Genomic DNA, 16467 nt, shown 5'->3' with positions numbered 1-16467 from the left:
ATGGGGGAGCCCGGGTGGCATGGGGGACCACCCGGGCCAGAAGTGCTGTGCGGTACTCGTGTGCCGTGCGGGGGAAGCGTGCCATTTGGGCCAGGTACATGTCATGACCTTGATTGAATGTTGGCCAAAACAAGTTCGTTGGCCGAAGGTCAAGGTCCGTAATGCGAACAGTGGGGGAACAGGGGCGCCGCCGCCGGGACATGGAGTGCTCGGGTCACCCGGGGCGGCACCCCTCAGAGGGTCTCCGCTATGGCCGGGAACCGACGTTGACCGCCGCCCAGGCGTTGGCCACCGCCTTGTACTCGGCACTGCTCGTGCCGCCGTACAGCTCGCTCGTGGCGGCGAGGGTGCCGGTGCGTGCCGCCGCGTAGTTGGTGGTCGTGTTGAACTTCGTGGTCAGCGCGCGGAACCAGATCTTGGCGGCCTTGTCGATGCCGATGCCGGTCACGGGCTTGTTGTCGTACGTGGGCGAGTCGTAGGAGACGCCGTTCACGACCTTCTTGCCGCTGCCCTCGGACAGCAGGTAGAAGAAGTGGTTGGCGATGCCCGACGAGTAGTGCACGTCGACGCTGCCGGCCCTGCTGGACCAGTTGTCGAGGGACGAGCCGTCCTTGGAGGGCTTGTCCATGTAGCGCAGCGGCGTGCCGTTGCCCCGGATGTCGATCTTCTCGCCGACGTTGTAGTCGCCGACGTCCGAGGCGTTCTTGGCGTTGAACTCGACGGCGGCGGCGAAGATGTCGCTGGTCGCCTCGTTCAGGCCGCCGGGCTCACGGCTGTACTGCATGTTGCCGGTCGCGGAGGTGACGCCGTGGGTCATCTCGTGGGCGGCCACGTCGATGGACGTCAGCGGCTTGCTGTTGCCGGTGCCGTCGCCGTACGTCATGCAGAAGCAGGAGTCCTGCCAGAAGGCGTTGACGTAGTTGTTGCCGTAGTGCACGCGCGAGGTGGCGCCGCGGCCGTCGTTCCTGATGCCGTTGCGGCCGTGCACGCTCTTGTAGTAGTCCCAGGTCAGCGCCGCGCCGTAGTGGGCGTCCGCGCCCGCGGTCTCGGCGTTGGAGGCCTGCCCGTTGCCCCAGGTGTCGTCGGGCCCGGAGAACAGCGTGCCGTTGCCGGACGTGCCGCGGTTGAGGTTGGTCGTCTTGTGGTTGCCGCGCGCGGTGTCGGTCAGCGTGTACTGCGAGCCCGACTGCTGCGTGGTGAGCGGGACCTGGCCGCTGTACTGCGTGTTGCCGGTGCCCTCGTGGACGCCCTGCCACTGGCCGAGCTTCTTGCCGGTGGCCGCGTCGGTCACGACGTGCAGCTCGTTGGGCGTGCCGTCCTGCTGGAAACCGCCGACGACGGTCTCGTACGCGAGGACCGGGGCGCCGCCCTTGGGGTCGGCGAGCCAGACGACCTTGCGCGGCTCCTCGGCCGCCTTGGTCTTCGTGGACTTCTCGGCCTTGGCCGCGCCGAGCGCCTGCTTCTCGGCCGCCGCGGGCTTCACGTCGGCGCTGGTGCCGAGGCCCTTGAGGCTCGCCTTCGAGGCCCGGTTGACGTCGGTGACCTCGCCCGACTTGGCGGTGGCGACCACCATGTCGCCGCCGAGGACCGGCAGTCCCGCGTAGGTGCGCTCGTAACGGGTGTGGGTGGTGCCGTCACGGTCCTTGATCACGTCGCGGACGACGAGCTTCTCCTTGGCGCCGAGGCCGAGCGTGGCGGCGGTGGCGGCCTTGCTCGCGTCCGCGTCGCGTATCAGCTCCGCGCGCTGCGAGGGCGAGAGCTTCGCGGGCAGGGCGCCGGTGTCGACCTTGCTGCCGGAGGTCTGTCCGTCGGCGGACGCGGTGCCCGCCTGCACGGCCATGCCGAGCAGGGCCGCGACGGCCGTGAACGTGCCGATGGCGGTGGCCCGCCGACGTGCGGAACTTCTGCGGGGGGTGGGGGATGTGCTCAACACGAACTCCTTCTGCGCGACCGTCCGATCGGACGGCCTGGGGGCGTCCGGACGGCGGTGACCGTCCGGGGCGGAGCAGGGCGTACGTGGTGCTGTACAGAACGGCGCACCCGGGGTGCGCCGGTCGCTCACGGGTGAGCGCGCGTGCGACTGGTGAGGGGAAGAGTGCCATTCGAGTCAGGGACATGTCAGGTGAGTGAACCCACATTGGCTGGATTACGTTCGGTGCCCGCATTCTTGTGTCCGGTATGCGGGGTCTGACCCGAGGGGCGTCCCGGACCGCGACCACGGCGTGCCGGTGCGGCACGCCGTGGAACCCGACCCGGACGGCCGTACCGGAGCGAGCGGCTCCTTTCGGCCAGGGCTCGGGGGGCCTAGGGGGCCGCCTTGCCGCCGCCCACCACGCTGTCCCGCCACGCCCGGTGCAGCTCCGCGAACGGGCCCGTGCCCCTGATGAGGTCGGCGGGGGTGCCGTCCTCCACGATGCGGCCGTGCTCCATCACCAGGACGCGGTCGGCGATCTCCACCGTCGACAGGCGGTGGGCGATGACGACGGCGGTACGGCCGCGGAGCACCGTGTCCATCGCCCGCTGCACGGCCCGCTCGCCGGGGATGTCCAGCGAGCTGGTGGCCTCGTCCAGGATCAGGACGGCCGGGTCGGCGAGCAGGGCACGGGCGAACGCCACCAGTTGGCGCTGGCCCGCCGAGATGCGCCCGCCGCGCTTGCGTACGTCGGTGTCGTAGCCGTCGGGCAGCGAGGTGATGAAGTCATGGGCGCCGATGGCCTTCGCGGCCCGCTCGATTTCCTCGCGGGTGGCGTCCGGGCGCCCGATCGCGATGTTCTCCGCGACCGTGCCGGAGAACAGGAACGCCTCCTGCGTGACCATCACGACGCCGCGCCGCAGCTCGGTCGTCGCCAGGTCGCGCAGGTCGACGCCGTCGAGCAGGACACGGCCACCGGCGGCGGCCTCTTGGCCGGGCCCGTCAGACGCCTCCGGCGAAGGGTCGTAGAAGCGGGCGAGGAGCTTCGCCAGGGTCGACTTGCCCGCGCCGGTGGACCCGACCACCGCCACGGTCTGCCCGGCCGGCAGCGTCAGGTCGAAGCGCGGCAGCACCTCGCCGCCGGTGCGGTACGCGAAGCGCACGCCGTCGAACTCGACGGTGCGGCCCGGCTGCGCGGAGGCGAGCGGCGGCAGCGGCTTCCCGGTCCCGGGCGCGGGCTCCGGCACCGACGGCGTCTGCGCGAGCAGGCCCGCGATCTTCTCCAGCGAGGCCGCCGCCGACTGGTACGAGTTCAGGAACATCCCGAGCCGGTCGATGGGGTCGTAGAGACGCCGCAGGTAGAGCACGGCCGCGGCGAGCACACCGAGCGCGAGCGTGTCCTGCGCGACGCGGTACGCGCCCCACAGCACGATCCCCGCGACCGCGGTGTTCGCGACGAGCCGTGAGCCCACCACGTACCGGGCCATCTCCAGGAGTGCGTCGCCGTTGACGCGCTCGTGGACGTGGTTGAGCGCCCCGAACTGCTCCTCGTTGGCCCGCTCGCGGCGGAACGCCCGCACCGGGCGGATGCCGTTCATCGTCTCCGTGAACTTCACGATGACGGCGGCCACGGCCGTGGAACGGGCGCGGTACACCCTTCCGGCGCGCCGCTGGTAGAGGCGGATGAGGAGGTACAGGGGCACGAAGGAGGCGACGGCGACCGCGCCTAGGCCGAGGTCGAGCCAGAGCAGCATCACGGAGATGGACACGAACGACAGGACGACCGTGAGGAGTTCCTGGAGTCCCTCGGCGAGCAGTTCCCGCAGCGACTCCACGTCCGTGGTGGAGCGGGAGATCAGCCGCCCCGACGTGTACCGCTCGTGGAAGTCCACGCTGAGCGCCTGCGCGTGCCGGAAGATGCGGCCCCGCAGATCGAGCAGCACGTCCTGGTTGACGCGCGCGGACGCCAGGATGAACGCGTACTGGAAGCCGCCCGCCGCCACCGCGCACCCCAGATAGGCCACGCCGACCGTGATCAGCGGCCCGTGGTCCCCCGCGCGGAACGCGGGCACGGCACGGTCGATGGCGTACGCGACGAGCAGCGGACCCGCCTGGATGACCGCCTGCTGCACCAGCAGGAGCAGGGCGGCCACGGCGACGCGGGCGCGGCGGGGCGCCAGGAGGGAGCGCAGCAGGGCGCCGGTGGCGCCCGGGGGAGCGGGGAGCGAGTCCTGGTCGAAGGCGTCGTCCGTGTCGGGGGCTGTTTGGGGGGTGTGGGGGGCGTCGTTAGGGGTGTGGGGGGTGGTATCGGTGCACTTGCCCGTATCAGCTGGTTTGCCTGTGCTTGCGTCTGTGCCTGTGCCTGTGCCTGTGCCTGTATCTGTGCCTGCGCCTGTACCTGCGCCTGTTCCGGTCGTGCTCATCCTTCCGTTCCCCCAGACATCAGCCATGCGTACTCCGCGTTGTCCCGCAGCAGTTCCTGGTGCGTGCCCACCGCCGCGACGCGGCCCCCGGACAGCAGCGCCACCCGGTCGGCAAGCAGCACCGTCGACGGGCGGTGCGCCACCACCAGGGCCGTGGTGTCCTTCAGGACCCGCCGCAGCGCCGCCTCCACCAGCGCCTCGGTGTGCACGTCAAGGGCCGACAGCGGGTCGTCGAGCACGAGGAAGCGCGGGGTGCCCACGACCGCGCGGGCCAGCGCGAGCCGCTGCCGCTGTCCGCCCGACAGGCTCAGCCCCTGCTCCCCGACCTGGGTGTCGGCGCCCTGCGGCAGGGCGTGCACGAACTCGGCCTGCGCCACCGCGAGCGCCCGGTCCAACGCGTCGACGCCCGCGGTGCCGCCGGAGCCCATGAGGACGTTCTCGCCCACGGAGGCGGAGAACAGCGTCGGCTCCTCGAAGGCCATGGACACCAGCGACCGCACCCGCTCGCGCGGCATCGCCGCGATGTCCTCGCCGTCGAGCGTGATGCGCCCGCCGGTCACCTCGTGCAGCCGGGGCACGAGAGCGGTCAGCGTCGTCTTGCCGCTGCCGGTGGCACCGACGAGTGCCATCGTCTCGCCGGTGCGGATGTGCAGGTCAATGTGCTCCAGGACGGCGGGGGAGTGGTCCGGGGCGTCGGGGTAGCGGAACTGGACGGCGTGGAAGCGGATGCCGTCAACGGGAACCGGGGCCTGTTCGCGGACCGGACCCCGTAGGGGCTCTGCGCCCGGTGCGGCCTCCGCGCCCGGTGCGGCCTCCGCGCCCGGTGCGGGGTCCGTGCTCCGCACGCTCTCCGTGCCATGCTCCGGAGCCGGAGCCGGAGCCGGAGCCGTAGCCGACTCCGCCTCCGGCTCCGCGTCCAGCACCTCGAAGTACCGCTCCGTCGCCGTCGCCGCCTCCTGGCTCATCGCGAGCAGGAAACCGATCGACTCCACCGGCCAGCGCAGCGCCAGCGCCGTGGACAGGAACGCCACCAGCGTGCCCGTCGACAGGTCGCCGTCGGCCACCTGCACCGAGCCGAGGACGAGCGCCGCCCCGATCGCCAGCTCCGGCAGCGTCATGATGACCGCGTAGATCGCGGCGAGCAGCCGGGCCTTGGCCAGTTCCGTGCCGCGCAGCGTGCGGGACAGCTCGCGGAACGCCAGGGCCTGGCTGCGGTGCCGCCCGAAGCCCTTGATGATCCGGATGCCGAGCACGCTCTCCTCGACGACCGTCGTCAGATCGCCGACCTGGTCCTGCGCGCGCCGCGACACCGCGGCGTACCGCCCCTCGAAGTACGCGAGGAAGACCACCATCGGCACCACGGGCGCGAGCAGGACCAGGCCGAGCGTCCACTCCTGGGCGAGCAGGATCGCCATGCCCACGAGGATCGTCGCGCCGTTGACCACCAGGAACGTCAGCGGGAACGCGAGGAACATGCGCAGCAGCATCAGGTCCGTCGTGCCGCGCGAGAGCAACTGGCCCGACGCCCACCGGTCGTGGAACGCGACCGGGACGCGCTGGAGATGGCGGAAGAGATGAGCCCGCATGGCGGCCTCGACACCGGCGAGGGGGCGCGCCACCAGCCAGCGCCGGAACCCGAACAGGAGCGCCTCGGCCACGCCGAGCCCGAGCAGCAGGAGCGCGCCGAGCCAGACGCCCCCGGTGTCCCGGTCGGCCACCGGGCCGTCCACCATCCACTTCAGGACGAGGGGGAACACCAGTCCCGTGCACGACGCCACGATGGCGACGACTCCCGCGGTGAACAGGCGTGTGCGTACGGGACGCACGTACGGCCACAGCCGTCTGAGTGTCCGGACGGCGGACCGGCCGCCGGGTTCCTTGGCAGGTGCATGTGTCGTGGGCATCAGGGGCGAGCCTACGTTTCACCTCTGACAGCGCCCAGTGGGTTTTGGACCGGCCGGGGTCCTCCGCTGGTCCTAGGCCGCCGCCGATGCGCCGCCGCTGGTCCCAGGTCGCCACGGGTGCACCGCCCCCGAGGGCCGCGCGGTGCTGTCACCGGCCGTGGCCTCGCGCCCGGCGGAACGCGTGCGTGCCCCTGGCGACGAACCGCTGAGCACCCGCGAACGGGAAGTGCTCGCGCTCGTCGCCAGGGGCACCTCGAACCGGGGCGCCGCCGAGCAGCTGTCCATCGGCGAAGCCACGGTCAAGACCCATCTCACCGACAACTGTGGCAAGTTGGGCGCCAAGGACCGTGCCGCGGCAGTGGCGACCGCCTACGACCGCGGAATCCCCGGCTGACCGCCCACACGGTCGGCCGAGGCCGGAATCCGGTCCTTACGGCCGTGCCTCCCCCCGGAGTCACGACCTCCCCGCCCTGGGTCCGCACCCGCGCTCCCACCAGCGCGGATGAGTGTGGGGCCCGTTGCGGGGCCCGGTGGGCCCGCCCCTGAGGACGGGCCCCTGCGGGTCAGTGCGCTGTCGTCACGCCTGTTCCCACAGCGCGGGAGTGCTCGGCGGCTCCCAGCCGGGCTGTGCCTGGTGCGGCTGGAGGCAGCGGTAGTTGGTGCCGTCGTAGACGACCGTGTCGCCGGCCGCGTAGACCTTGCCCTCGGCCCAGGTGGTGTTGCCCGGGTTACCGGGGTCCGGGTCCGGGTCCTGGCCGCCGCCCGTGGTCTTCAGCGTCAGCGAGTACTGCTGAAGGAGCGGGTTGATCGGCTGGTGGAACGTCGTGCCACCGGAGCGGCAGTTGCCGGATCCGCCCGAGGTGACGCCCTGCGCCTGGCTGCCCGAGATGTACGAGCCGCCGGAGTCACCGGGCTCCGCGCACACGGTCGTCCGCGTCACACCGCTGATGGTGCCCTCGGGGTAGGTGACGCTGGTGTTGTGCTGCGAGATCGTTCCGCAGTGCCAGCCGGTGGTCGATCCGGAGCGGCAGATCGAGGCGCCCACCGCGGACTGCGTCGAGCCCGCGACGCCCACGCGCTGGCCGCCGGAGCCCTTCACGTACGGGGTGGCGGTCCACTGCGAGTTCGCGGCCACCCAGGCCATGTCCTTGCCCGGGAAGATCGAGCCGCGGAAGGTGCCCTGGGCCTGCTGGTTGACGCCGCGCGTCGTGGTGCCCGCCCGGCCGCAGTGGCCCGCGGTCGCGAAGCCCTGGGTGGCGCCCTGGGTGATGGAGAAGCCGACCGAGCAGCGGCCGCCGCTGCCCATGTAGTACGCCTCGCCGCCCACGATGTCGTAGAACGGACGGGGTCGTTCGGCGGTCTTCTTGATCTTCACGAGGTCCGCGTCGACGCCGGCCGCGGCGACGAACTTGTCGGCCGCGGAGGTCTTCAGGGCGTTCACGACGACCGCGTTGGACTTGACGTCGACGTACCACACGGGTGCGTCGGCCGTCCGGGTGCTCTTGGCGGCCCGGTCCAGCTTGGCCTTCGCCGCGTCGAGCTGGGCCACGGAGTGCCGCACCAGCAGGGCGCGGGCGCCCTCGGCCTCGATGGCCGCGACGTCCCGGGCGTCGGTGGTGGCGACGGTGAGCGAGGCCGAGGTGGCGCCGGTCACCCAGGCGCCGGCGAAGTCACGGCCGAGCGCGGCCTGGAGCGATCCGGCGGCCGCACCCGCGTCCGCCTCGTTGACCAGGCGCGCCTTGGCCTGCGCGGCGGTCAGGCCCAGGTCGCGCTGCATGGCCTGGAGGACCTCGGGCGACGTCTTCGCCACGGCTGCGGTGGCGGCGGCGTCGCGCGGGGAGGGTGTGGGGGAAGCGTCGGACTGCGCGGACGCGGAGCCCGGCAGTCCGGCGAGGACCAGCGCGCCGGCCGCAGCCAGGGCGGCACCGGCCGCCTGGACGCGGCGGCGAGCGGTACAGCTACTACGTTGGTTCGGGGAGGGGTGTCTGTGCTGCATGGGGGTCTCTCCTCGGTGTGGACGGGGAGCGGCGGATCCATGAACGCGGGGAAGCGGGATCCGCTCGTTCTCCGGTCGACCACACCGTAGAAGGGCCAACATGCCGTCAGTAGATGCCAGTTGCCCCCCTGCCGCCGCGTTATGGAACGCGGCCGGGGACCTAAGGATGCTGCTCCGCGGCGGATCCTGGCGCGGCGGTCCCCGGCGCGGCCAGCCACGCCGAGTAGCTCTCGCTCCGCGCGGCCGCCTCGGCGTGCGCGGCCCGCGCGTGGGCGAACACGGCCGCCGCGGTGTCATGGGCGTAGGTCTCCGGATGCCACCCCAGAAGATGCCGCCAGTACAGCGGCGCCCCGGCGAGCGGCCGTGTCACGATCCCCGCGGTCGGCGGAAACGTGGCCCGGCACAACCCCACCGCCCGCCCCACCTGCACCAGATGGACGCAGGACGCGGTGTCGGTCTCGTACACCGAGGCAGGGGTGAAGCCCGCCCGCGCGCACGCGGCGGTGAAGCAGTCCCCGAAGCACCCGTCGCCCGGGACGTCCGTCCACGCCTCGTCGGCCAGGTCGGCCAGCTCGATCTCCGGGGTGTCGGCAAGGCGGTGCCCGGTGGTGAGCATGACGAACACCGGGTCCCGCGCCACCTCGCGCCACACGAGCCGCTCGTTCTCCGGCGGCGTGCTCGCCCCGCACGTGCCGATCAGCGCGAAGTCGAGCCGGGCGTCCGCGACCTGCCCGGCGATGTCCCGCTCGGACCAGGCCGTGTACGTCGACACGGGCCGGTCCGGATGCGCGGCGGCCAGCCGGTCCACCAGGCCGCCGAGCAGCGGCCCGTGCGTGGCGCCGAGCCGGAAGCCGCGCTGGTCCTGCCAGACCCGGTTGAACCGCTCGGCCTCCTCCTGGAGCCCGCTGACCGCGGGCAGCACGATGCGGGCGCGCGCGAGCACGAACTCGCCGAGCGCGGTGGGCCGCACCCCGAACCGGCCGCGTTCGAAGAGCTCCCCGCCCAGGGCCCGCTCGATCCGTTTCAGCTGCGCACTGAGCGCGGGCTGTGCGAGCCCGAGCGCGGTGGCCGCCTTGGTGAGGCTGCCCGCGTCGGCGATCGCGCGGATCGTCCTCAGGTGCCGCAACTCCAGGTCCATGCGGTGAGCTTCGTCCGCGTCCGCGCCACGGGCAATACCTTGGTACGGACCTGAATTATCGTCAAAGAAACGTCAGGCCTCTCTTTCCCCTGGCACCGCACGAAGCAGCAGCACCGACCGCGCGGCCAGGGTCACCGCGGCCCCCGCTGCGAGCAGGGTCTCCGGCGCCCTGCCCTGCTCCTCCAGGGAGGTGTCGACGAGCACTTCGTAGGCCGCGGCCCACGGCCTGCCGGGCAGCACGAAGTCCAGCGGATCCGCCGCGGCGTGCAGCACGGCGAGGAAGCTGTCGTCCGTGACGGGCGCCCCGCGCGCGTCCCGCCCGGGGATGTCGCGGCCGGACAGATACATGCCGAGCGTGGCCGCGGGCGCGTACCAGTCGGCCTCCGTCATCTCCGTGCCCCGCGCCGTGAACCACGCCAGGTCCCGCAGCCCGTCCGCGGAGTGCGCACGGCCGGAGAAGAAGGCCCGGCGCCGCAGCACCGGATGCCGGTGCCGGAGCGCGATCAGCCGGGACGTGAGCGCGAACAGCTCCCGCCACCCCGGTTCGTCGCGCAGCCCCCAGTCGACCCAGCTCACCTCGTTGTCCTGGCAGTAGGCGTTGTTGCTGCCGCGCTGGGTGCGTCCCATCTCGTCGCCCGCGACGAGCATCGGCACGCCGGTGGAGAGCAGCAGCGTGGTCATCAGGTTCCGCAGCTGCCGCCGCCGCAGCGCGCGCACGTCCGCGTCGGCGCTCTCGCCCTCGGCACCGCAGTTCCAGGACCGGTTGTCGTCCGAGCCGTCCCGGTTGCCCTCGCCGTTGGCCTCGTTGTGCTTGCGCTCGTACGAGACCAGGTCGCGCAGCGTGAAGCCGTCGTGGGCCGTCACGAAGTTCACCGACGCGTACGGGCGGCGCCCGCCCCACGCGTACAGGTCGCTCGACCCCGACAGGCGGTAGCCGAGGTCCCGCACATCGGGCAGCGCGCCCCGCCAGAAGTCCCGTACGGCACCCCGGTAGCGGTCGTTCCACTCCGTCCACAGCGGCGGGAACGCCCCCACCTGGTACCCGCCGGAGCCCACGTCCCACGGCTCGGCTATCAGCTTCACGCGGCGCAGGACCGGGTCCTGGGCGATGACCGCGAGGAACGGTGAGAGCATGTCGACGTCGTGGAAGGAGCGCGCGAGCGCCGCTGCCAGGTCGAAGCGGAAGCCGTCCACGCCCATCTCCGACACCCAGTACCGCAGCGAGTCGGTGATCAAGCGGAGGACCTGCGGCTGGACGACGTGCAGGGTGTTGCCGCAGCCCGTGTAGTCGGCGTAGCGCCGGGCGTCGTCCTGGAGGCGGTAGTAGCCGCGGTTGTCGATGCCCTTCAGGGACAGCATCGGCCCCAGCTCGCCCGCTTCCGCCGTGTGGTTGTAGACCACGTCCAGGATCACTTCGATGCCGGCCTCGTGCAGGGCCCGCACCATCCTGCGGAACTCGCCGACCTGCTGGCCGCGGGTGCCGGACGCCGCGTACGCCGCGTGCGGGGCGAAGTAGCCGATCGAGTTGTAGCCCCAGTAGTTCCTGAGGCCCCGCCGCAGCAGATGGTCCTCGTGGGCGAACTGGTGCACGGGAAGGAGTTCGACGGCCGTCACGCCGAGCCGTACCAGATGCTCCACGGCCGCCGGGTGCGCGAGCCCCGCGTAGGTGCCGCGCAGCTCCTCAGGGACCCCGGGGTGCAGCTTGGTGAAGCCGCGGACATGCACCTCGTAGATGACGGAGTCCGCCCACGGGGTCTTCGGGCGCCGGTCCTCGCACCACTCGTCGTCCGGGGCGTCGTCGTGCACCACGACGCCCTTGGGTACGTACGGGGCCGAGTCGCGGTCGTCGCGCACGGTGTCGGCGACGTGCTGCTGCGGCCAGTCCCGCACATGGCCGTACACCTCGGGCGGCAGCGCGCCGTAGTCGTCGCCCGCGCCCGCGTCGACCGCGCGGGCGTACGGGTCGAGCAGCAGCTTGGCCGGGTTGAAGCGGGCGCCGGTCCACGGGTCCCAGCGGCCGTGCACCCGGAAGCCGTACCGCTGCCCCGGCAGCACCCCGGGCACGAAGCCGTGCCAGATCTCGTGGGTCAGTTCGGTCAGCGGACACCGGGTCTCGACGGTGCGGCCACCGGAGCGGCCCCCGTTCCCCGGGCCTCCGAAGGGCCTCTGTCCGCCGAAGGACCCCGGGCGGCCGTCGCTTCCCGGGCGGCCGCGGCCCGCGTCGTCGTCGGGGTCGTCGAACAGGCACAGTTCGACGGCCTCCGCGCCCCCCGCCCACAGCGCGAAGTTGGTGCCCGCCACCCCGTCGGGCCCCACCCGGAACCGGGCGCCCAGGGGCGTCGGCGTCCCCGGCCACACCGTCCGCGCGGGGGCCTTGCGCGTGTCGGGGCCACCGTTGTGCGCCCCGGACGCGGCCCGAGGGCCGTCCGGCCGGTCGCGGCCACGGGTTCGTGCTCCTTGCACTGCCTCCTGATCGGCTGCGCTCGACACCGTTCAGCCTCCCGCGGCTCGGGCCGGTGGACGCACGGCAGGAGAGCGCGCGGCGTCCCGGCCGCGGCCGCCCGCACGGCGTCCTTCTGTCTGTTCTGCCCACCCGGTGCGTCGCACTCACGTTTCCCCGGGCGGGCACGGTCGTTGGGACCCACGTGAGACAGGCAACGAGGCGCGCTCGGCGCGCAGGAGCCGCGCTGGCCGCAGCGGTGGCATGGGCAGGACTGACGCTCGGGGCCGCGGGGTGCACCGGCACGGAGTTCGACGGGCTCCTCGGCAAGCCGCCGAGGCCCGCCGACGCGATCCGGGTCACGCCCGGCGACGGCGACAAGAACGTGCGCGCACACGAGCGCCTCGAGGTGCGGGTGCCGGCCGGGCGCCTGGAGTCCGTACGGGTGGTGCGGTCCCAGGACGCCCGGGAGACCCAGGTGCCGGGGCGCATCGGCGAGGACGGCACCACCTGGCGCCCGCTGACCCGCGGGCCGCTGGCGCTCGCCGCGAAGTACACCGTGGACGCGGTCGCGCTCGACGGCCACGGCCGGCGCACGGCACGGCACACGACCTTCACCACGTTCGTCCCCGACGAGCGCTTCGTCGCGTACGTGGCTCCGGAGAACAGGTCCACGGTCGGCACCGGCATGATCGTCTCACTGGAGTTCAACCGTGAGGTCGCCGACAGGAAGGCCGTCGAGCGCGCGGTGCGCGTCACGGCGAGGCCGGGCGTCGAGATCCGCCCGCACTGGTTCGGCTCGACCCGCCTCGACTTCCGCCCCGAGAAGTACTGGAAGCCGGGCACCGAGGTCACCGTCGACCTCGGCCTGCGGGACGTGCGGGCCGCGCCCGGCGTCTACGGCCTCCAGGACAAGACCATCTCCTTCACCGTCGGCCGCAGCCAGGTCAGCCTGGTCGACGCCGCCGAGCACACCATGGAGGTGCGCCGCGACGGCGAGCTGATCTCGACCGTGCCGATCACCGCGGGGGCTCCTGGGACGACGACGTACAACGGCAAGATGGTCGTCACCGAGATGCTGGAAGTGACCCGCATGAACAGCCGCACCGTCGGCTTCGGCGGCGAGTACGACATCCCCGACGTGCCGCACGCGATGCGCCTCACCACCTCCGGCACCTTCCTGCACGGCAACTACTGGGCGCCGGACGCCCCCGGGAAGACGAACGTGAGCCACGGCTGTGTGGGCCTGCGCGACGTCAAGGGCGGCAGCCCGAGGACACCGGCGGGCTGGTTCTTCGACCGCTCCCTGATCGGCGACGTCGTCGAGGTCGTCCGCAGCAAGGACAAGAAGGTCGCTCCCGACAACGGCCTCGGCGGCTGGAACATGGCTTGGGAGGAGTGGAGGACGGGAAAGAAGGCCGGAAAGAAAGCGGCTAAAGCCGTAGAAAGGGAAAAGGGCGACAAGAGGCCTCGCGCGAACCGCCCCTGAAGGCCACGGGCCTGCCCCATGAACACAGTTGGAACGGAACGGTGACATTGGCGGGGAGTCATCGCTCCGGGCCCTGTGGTTATCTAGCGCAGTGCGCGAGTCGGCTTGTTTTCGGCCACCGCGCCGGGGCACTGGAGTGCGGGCCTCAGCGGGCCGTGCGAGGGGAGAAAGATCTTGAACGGGCGACCGATATCGGGGGCGTCGGCCCACGCGCGCAAGCGCGGGCGGCGGCGGGGCGCCAGAACACTGCTCGCGGCGGCGTCCGGGGCGACGCTGCTGTTCGTGGCCGCGTGCGGCGGTGGTGGGAGCGACGGAGACGGCAGTGGGGACAAGGGCGGGGCGGACGCCAACAAGCCCTCGCGGGCCGTCGTCACCATCGCCCCGAAGGACGGCACCAAGGCCGTGGCGACCAGTGGCGCGCTGCGGATATCCGCCGCCAAGGGCAAGCTGACCGAGGTGACGGTGAAGGGCCCGAAGGGCAGGACCGTACCCGGAAAGATCACTTCCGGTGGCGCGAAATGGACGCCCGAGCAGCATCTCGCCGCCGGCACGGAGTACAAGGTCCACGCGATCGCCAAGGACTCCGAGGGCCGCACCTCCGCCAAGGACTCGACGTTCACCACACTGGTGCCGAAGAACACCTTCGTCGGCCAGTTCACGCCGGAGGACGGCACGAAGGTCGGCGTCGGAATGCCGTTCTCCGTGCGCTTCACCCGCGGCATCACCGCCCCGCGCGCCGTGGAGAAGGCGATCCGCGTCACGACCGAGCCTTCCGTGCCCGTCGAGGGCCACTGGTTCGGCAACGACCGTCTGGACTTCCGCCCGGAGAAGTACTGGAAGCCCGGCACCAAGGTCACCGTGGAGCTCGACCTCGACGGCGTCGAGGGCCGTCCGGGCGTCTACGGCAAGCAGGCCAAGACCATCAGCTTCGAGATCGGCCGCAGCCAGGTCTCCACCGTCGACGTCAAGACCAAGAAGATGACCGTCGTGCGCGACGGCAAGGTCCTGAAGAAGATCCCCGTCACCACCGGCAAGCCCGGCTACGAGACCTGGAACGGCCAGATGGTCATCAGCGAGCGTCTGGAGGTGACCCGGATGAACGGCGAGACCGTGGGCTACGGCGGCGAGTACGACATCAAGGACGTGCCGCACGCCCAGCGCCTGTCGACGTCCGGCACGTTCATCCACGGCAACTACTGGGGCGGCGGCGCGTTCGGCAACTACAACGCCTCGCACGGCTGCATAGGCCTCCAGGACGTCCGCGGCGGCTACGACAAGAAGGTCCCGTCCGCCTGGTTCTTCGACCGCTCGATGGTCGGTGACGTCGTCGTGGTGAAGAACTCCGACGACAAGACCATCGCCCCGGACAACGGCTACAGCGGCTGGAACATGTCCTGGGACGAGTGGAAGGCGTAACGATCCGCAGCACCGCGGTGCACCGCACGGCACTGCGCCGCAGCGCACTCCGCTGCACCGCACCGCACCGCATGGCACGGCCCGGCGCACTGTGACGCAGTGCACCGGGCCGTTTCGCGTGAACGCCCGCTAACGTGCCCGCATGACAACTGTGCATCTCGAAGTCGCCGACGGCGTCGGCACGATCCGCCTCGACCGCCCGCCCATGAACGCCCTGGACATCGAGCTCCAGGACCGCCTCAAGGACCTCGCCGCCGAAGTGACCGACCGCGACGACGTGCGCGCCGTCGTGCTCTGGGGCGGCGAGAAGGTGTTCGCGGCCGGTGCGGACATCAAGGAGATGCAGGCCATGGACCACACGGCGATGGTCGTGCGGTCGCGGGCGCTGCAGGACGCCTTCACCGCCGTCGCCCGCGTCCCCAAGCCGGTCGTGGCCGCCGTCACCGGCTACGCGCTCGGCGGCGGCTGCGAACTGGCGCTGTGCGCCGACTTCCGCATCGCCGCCGACGACGCCAAGCTCGGCCAGCCCGAGATCCTGCTCGGCCTGATCCCGGGAGCGGGCGGCACCCAGCGCCTGCCACGCCTGGTCGGCCCCGCCAAGGCCAAGGACCTCATCTTCACGGGCCGGATGGTGAAGGCCGACGAGGCGCTCGCCATCGGCCTCGTGGACCGTGTGGTGCCCGCCGCCGAGGTGTACGAGCAGGCCCACGCCTGGGCCGCCCGCCTCGCCAAGGGCCCGGCGCTCGCGCTGCGCGCCGCCAAGGAGGCGGTGGACGCGGGTCTGGAGGCGGACATCGACACCGGCCTCGCGGTCGAACGCACGTGGTTCGCAGGCCTGTTCGCAACCGAGGACCGTGAGCGGGGTATGCGCAGCTTCGTGGAGGAGGGGCCTGGCAAGGCGAAGTTCCGCTGATTTCCGGACAGTTGAAAGGCCGTCAGCCAAAGTGTCCCTCGAAGGGGCGGATTATGGCGGCCTTAAGAGAACCTTAAGGCGAGCCGGTCCCGACCGCTCTGTGATCACCTGTGAGCGTGTAGTCACCGCAGGTGGGAGGGGGTGTGACGGAGACCGAACTGCCGTAGGCATATGCCTGTCGAGCCCCCCGGAACGGTAGCTTCCGGGGGGCTTATTCCGTCGGAACGGCCCCAACGCCCCCGCGGTGCGGCCATCATGGGGGGCATGGCGGGGCAGGAGGGTGTCGAACAGCCGCGGAAACGCACGGGTGCGACCGCGGCGCGCTGGTCTCCGGCGGTGGAGGACGAACACGCCCTGAAGGCCCTGGAGTTGTTCGGCAACCCGACCGACGCCGAAGTGCCGCTGCCCTCGCGCCCCGAGTCCGCGGCCATCGCCCGCCGGCTCGCGCAGGTGGTCGTCCTGCGCCACTGGGGCCTCACGCCCAAGCTCACCGAGGACGTCGTGCTCCTGGTGTCCGAGCTCGTCGGCAATGCCGTGCGGCACACCGGGGCCCGGGTCTTCGGCCTCAGGATGCTGCGGCGGCGCGGCTGGCTCAGGGTCGAGGTGCGCGACCCCTCCCGCGGGCTGCCGTGCCTGATGCCCGTCCACGAGCTCGACGTCAGCGGCCGCGGCCTCTTCCTCGTCGACAAGCTCGCCGACCGCTGGGGCGTGGACCTGCTGCCGCGCGGCAAGACGACGTGGTTCGAGATGCGGATCCACGACCGCTGACACCCGCCGGGTACGCGAAAGCCCCCGGGGCCGTGGGTGCGGCGCTGTCGGGGGCCTTCGAGCGGGGC

At 72.0% G+C, this 16467-nt stretch carries 10 protein-coding genes and 1 pseudogene; 5 read left to right on the top strand and 6 right to left on the bottom strand.

What is annotated here, in order from left to right; genetic code table 11:
- Nucleotides 1-247: 247 nt before the first annotated feature.
- The 3 genes from GPA10_RS35260 to GPA10_RS35250 form a co-directional block, all read right to left on the bottom strand.
- Nucleotides 248-1930 (bottom strand): M4 family metallopeptidase, encoded by a 1683-nt coding sequence (locus GPA10_RS35260; protein ID WP_246260336.1) that lies wholly within the window; start codon nt 1928-1930, stop codon nt 248-250.
- Nucleotides 1931-2304: 374 nt separating this feature from the next.
- Nucleotides 2305-4335 carry an ABC transporter ATP-binding protein gene (locus GPA10_RS35255; protein WP_157168985.1) on the bottom strand — a complete coding sequence of 677 codons (2031 nt, stop codon included), beginning with the start codon at nt 4333-4335 and terminating at the stop codon, nt 2305-2307.
- Nucleotides 4332-6239, bottom strand: coding sequence for an ABC transporter ATP-binding protein (locus GPA10_RS35250; RefSeq protein ID WP_157168984.1), 1908 nt, complete (start codon nt 6237-6239; stop codon nt 4332-4334). The genes GPA10_RS35255 and GPA10_RS35250 overlap by 4 nt, the downstream gene beginning before the upstream one ends.
- A gap of 124 nt (nt 6240-6363) precedes the next feature.
- Between GPA10_RS35250 and GPA10_RS35245 the strand changes: the two are divergent.
- Nucleotides 6364-6633 (top strand): annotated as a pseudogene (locus GPA10_RS35245) (response regulator transcription factor); the annotation flags it as partial.
- A 183-nt stretch (nt 6634-6816) separates the two neighbouring features.
- On the opposite strand, the gene GPA10_RS35240 reads toward GPA10_RS35245, so the two are convergent.
- The 3 genes from GPA10_RS35240 to glgX form a co-directional block, all read right to left on the bottom strand.
- Nucleotides 6817-8235 carry an alpha-lytic protease prodomain-containing protein gene (locus tag GPA10_RS35240; RefSeq protein ID WP_058850851.1) on the bottom strand — a complete coding sequence of 473 codons (1419 nt, stop codon included), beginning with the start codon at nt 8233-8235 and terminating at the stop codon, nt 6817-6819.
- A gap of 160 nt (nt 8236-8395) precedes the next feature.
- Nucleotides 8396-9373, bottom strand: a complete 978-nt coding sequence (locus GPA10_RS35235; RefSeq protein ID WP_058850850.1) for a LysR family transcriptional regulator — start codon at nt 9371-9373, stop codon at nt 8396-8398.
- A gap of 72 nt (nt 9374-9445) precedes the next feature.
- Nucleotides 9446-11863 (bottom strand): glycogen debranching protein GlgX, encoded by a 2418-nt coding sequence (gene glgX / locus GPA10_RS35230; protein WP_425505874.1) that lies wholly within the window; start codon nt 11861-11863, stop codon nt 9446-9448.
- 209 nt (nt 11864-12072) lie between these two features.
- Here glgX and GPA10_RS35225 point away from each other — a divergent pair, with 209 nt between their 5' ends.
- The 4 genes from GPA10_RS35225 (at nt 12073) to GPA10_RS35210 (ending at nt 16399) form a co-directional block, all read left to right on the top strand.
- Nucleotides 12073-13302 (top strand): L,D-transpeptidase, encoded by a 1230-nt coding sequence (locus tag GPA10_RS35225; protein WP_343041668.1) that lies wholly within the window; start codon nt 12073-12075, stop codon nt 13300-13302.
- Between the two features lie 174 nt (nt 13303-13476).
- The gene (locus tag GPA10_RS35220; protein ID WP_157168983.1) at nt 13477-14718 is read left to right on the top strand and encodes a L,D-transpeptidase; all 1242 of its coding nucleotides are present in this window, start codon (nt 13477-13479) and stop codon (nt 14716-14718) included.
- 142 nt (nt 14719-14860) lie between these two features.
- Nucleotides 14861-15631 carry an enoyl-CoA hydratase/isomerase family protein gene (locus tag GPA10_RS35215; RefSeq protein ID WP_058850846.1) on the top strand — a complete coding sequence of 257 codons (771 nt, stop codon included), beginning with the start codon at nt 14861-14863 and terminating at the stop codon, nt 15629-15631.
- A 264-nt stretch (nt 15632-15895) separates the two neighbouring features.
- Nucleotides 15896-16399 (top strand): ATP-binding protein, encoded by a 504-nt coding sequence (locus GPA10_RS35210; RefSeq protein ID WP_157168982.1) that lies wholly within the window; start codon nt 15896-15898, stop codon nt 16397-16399.
- The last annotated feature ends 68 nt before the right edge of the window (nt 16400-16467 follow it).

Source organism: Streptomyces typhae (assembly GCF_009755605.1).
In the GTDB taxonomy this organism is placed as follows: Bacteria; Actinomycetota; Actinomycetes; order Streptomycetales; family Streptomycetaceae; genus Streptomyces; species Streptomyces typhae.
Note: the sequence above shows the minus strand (reverse complement) of the source record. Positions and strands in the feature narration are given on the sequence as shown.

Bases quoted from the DNA above. Each gene is read 5' to 3' on its own strand.
- GPA10_RS35215 (WP_058850846.1), top strand. From the start codon at position 14,861: ATGACAACTGTGCATCTCGAAGTCGCCGACGGCGTCGGCACGATCCGC.
- GPA10_RS35240 (WP_058850851.1), bottom strand. From the start codon at position 8,235: ATGCAGCACAGACACCCCTCCCCGAACCAACGTAGTAGCTGTACCGCT.
- GPA10_RS35250 (WP_157168984.1), bottom strand. From the start codon at position 6,239: ATGCCCACGACACATGCACCTGCCAAGGAACCCGGCGGCCGGTCCGCC.
- GPA10_RS35235 (WP_058850850.1), bottom strand. From the start codon at position 9,373: ATGGACCTGGAGTTGCGGCACCTGAGGACGATCCGCGCGATCGCCGAC.
- GPA10_RS35255 (WP_157168985.1), bottom strand. From the start codon at position 4,335: ATGAGCACGACCGGAACAGGCGCAGGTACAGGCGCAGGCACAGATACA.
- GPA10_RS35210 (WP_157168982.1), top strand. From the start codon at position 15,896: ATGGCGGGGCAGGAGGGTGTCGAACAGCCGCGGAAACGCACGGGTGCG.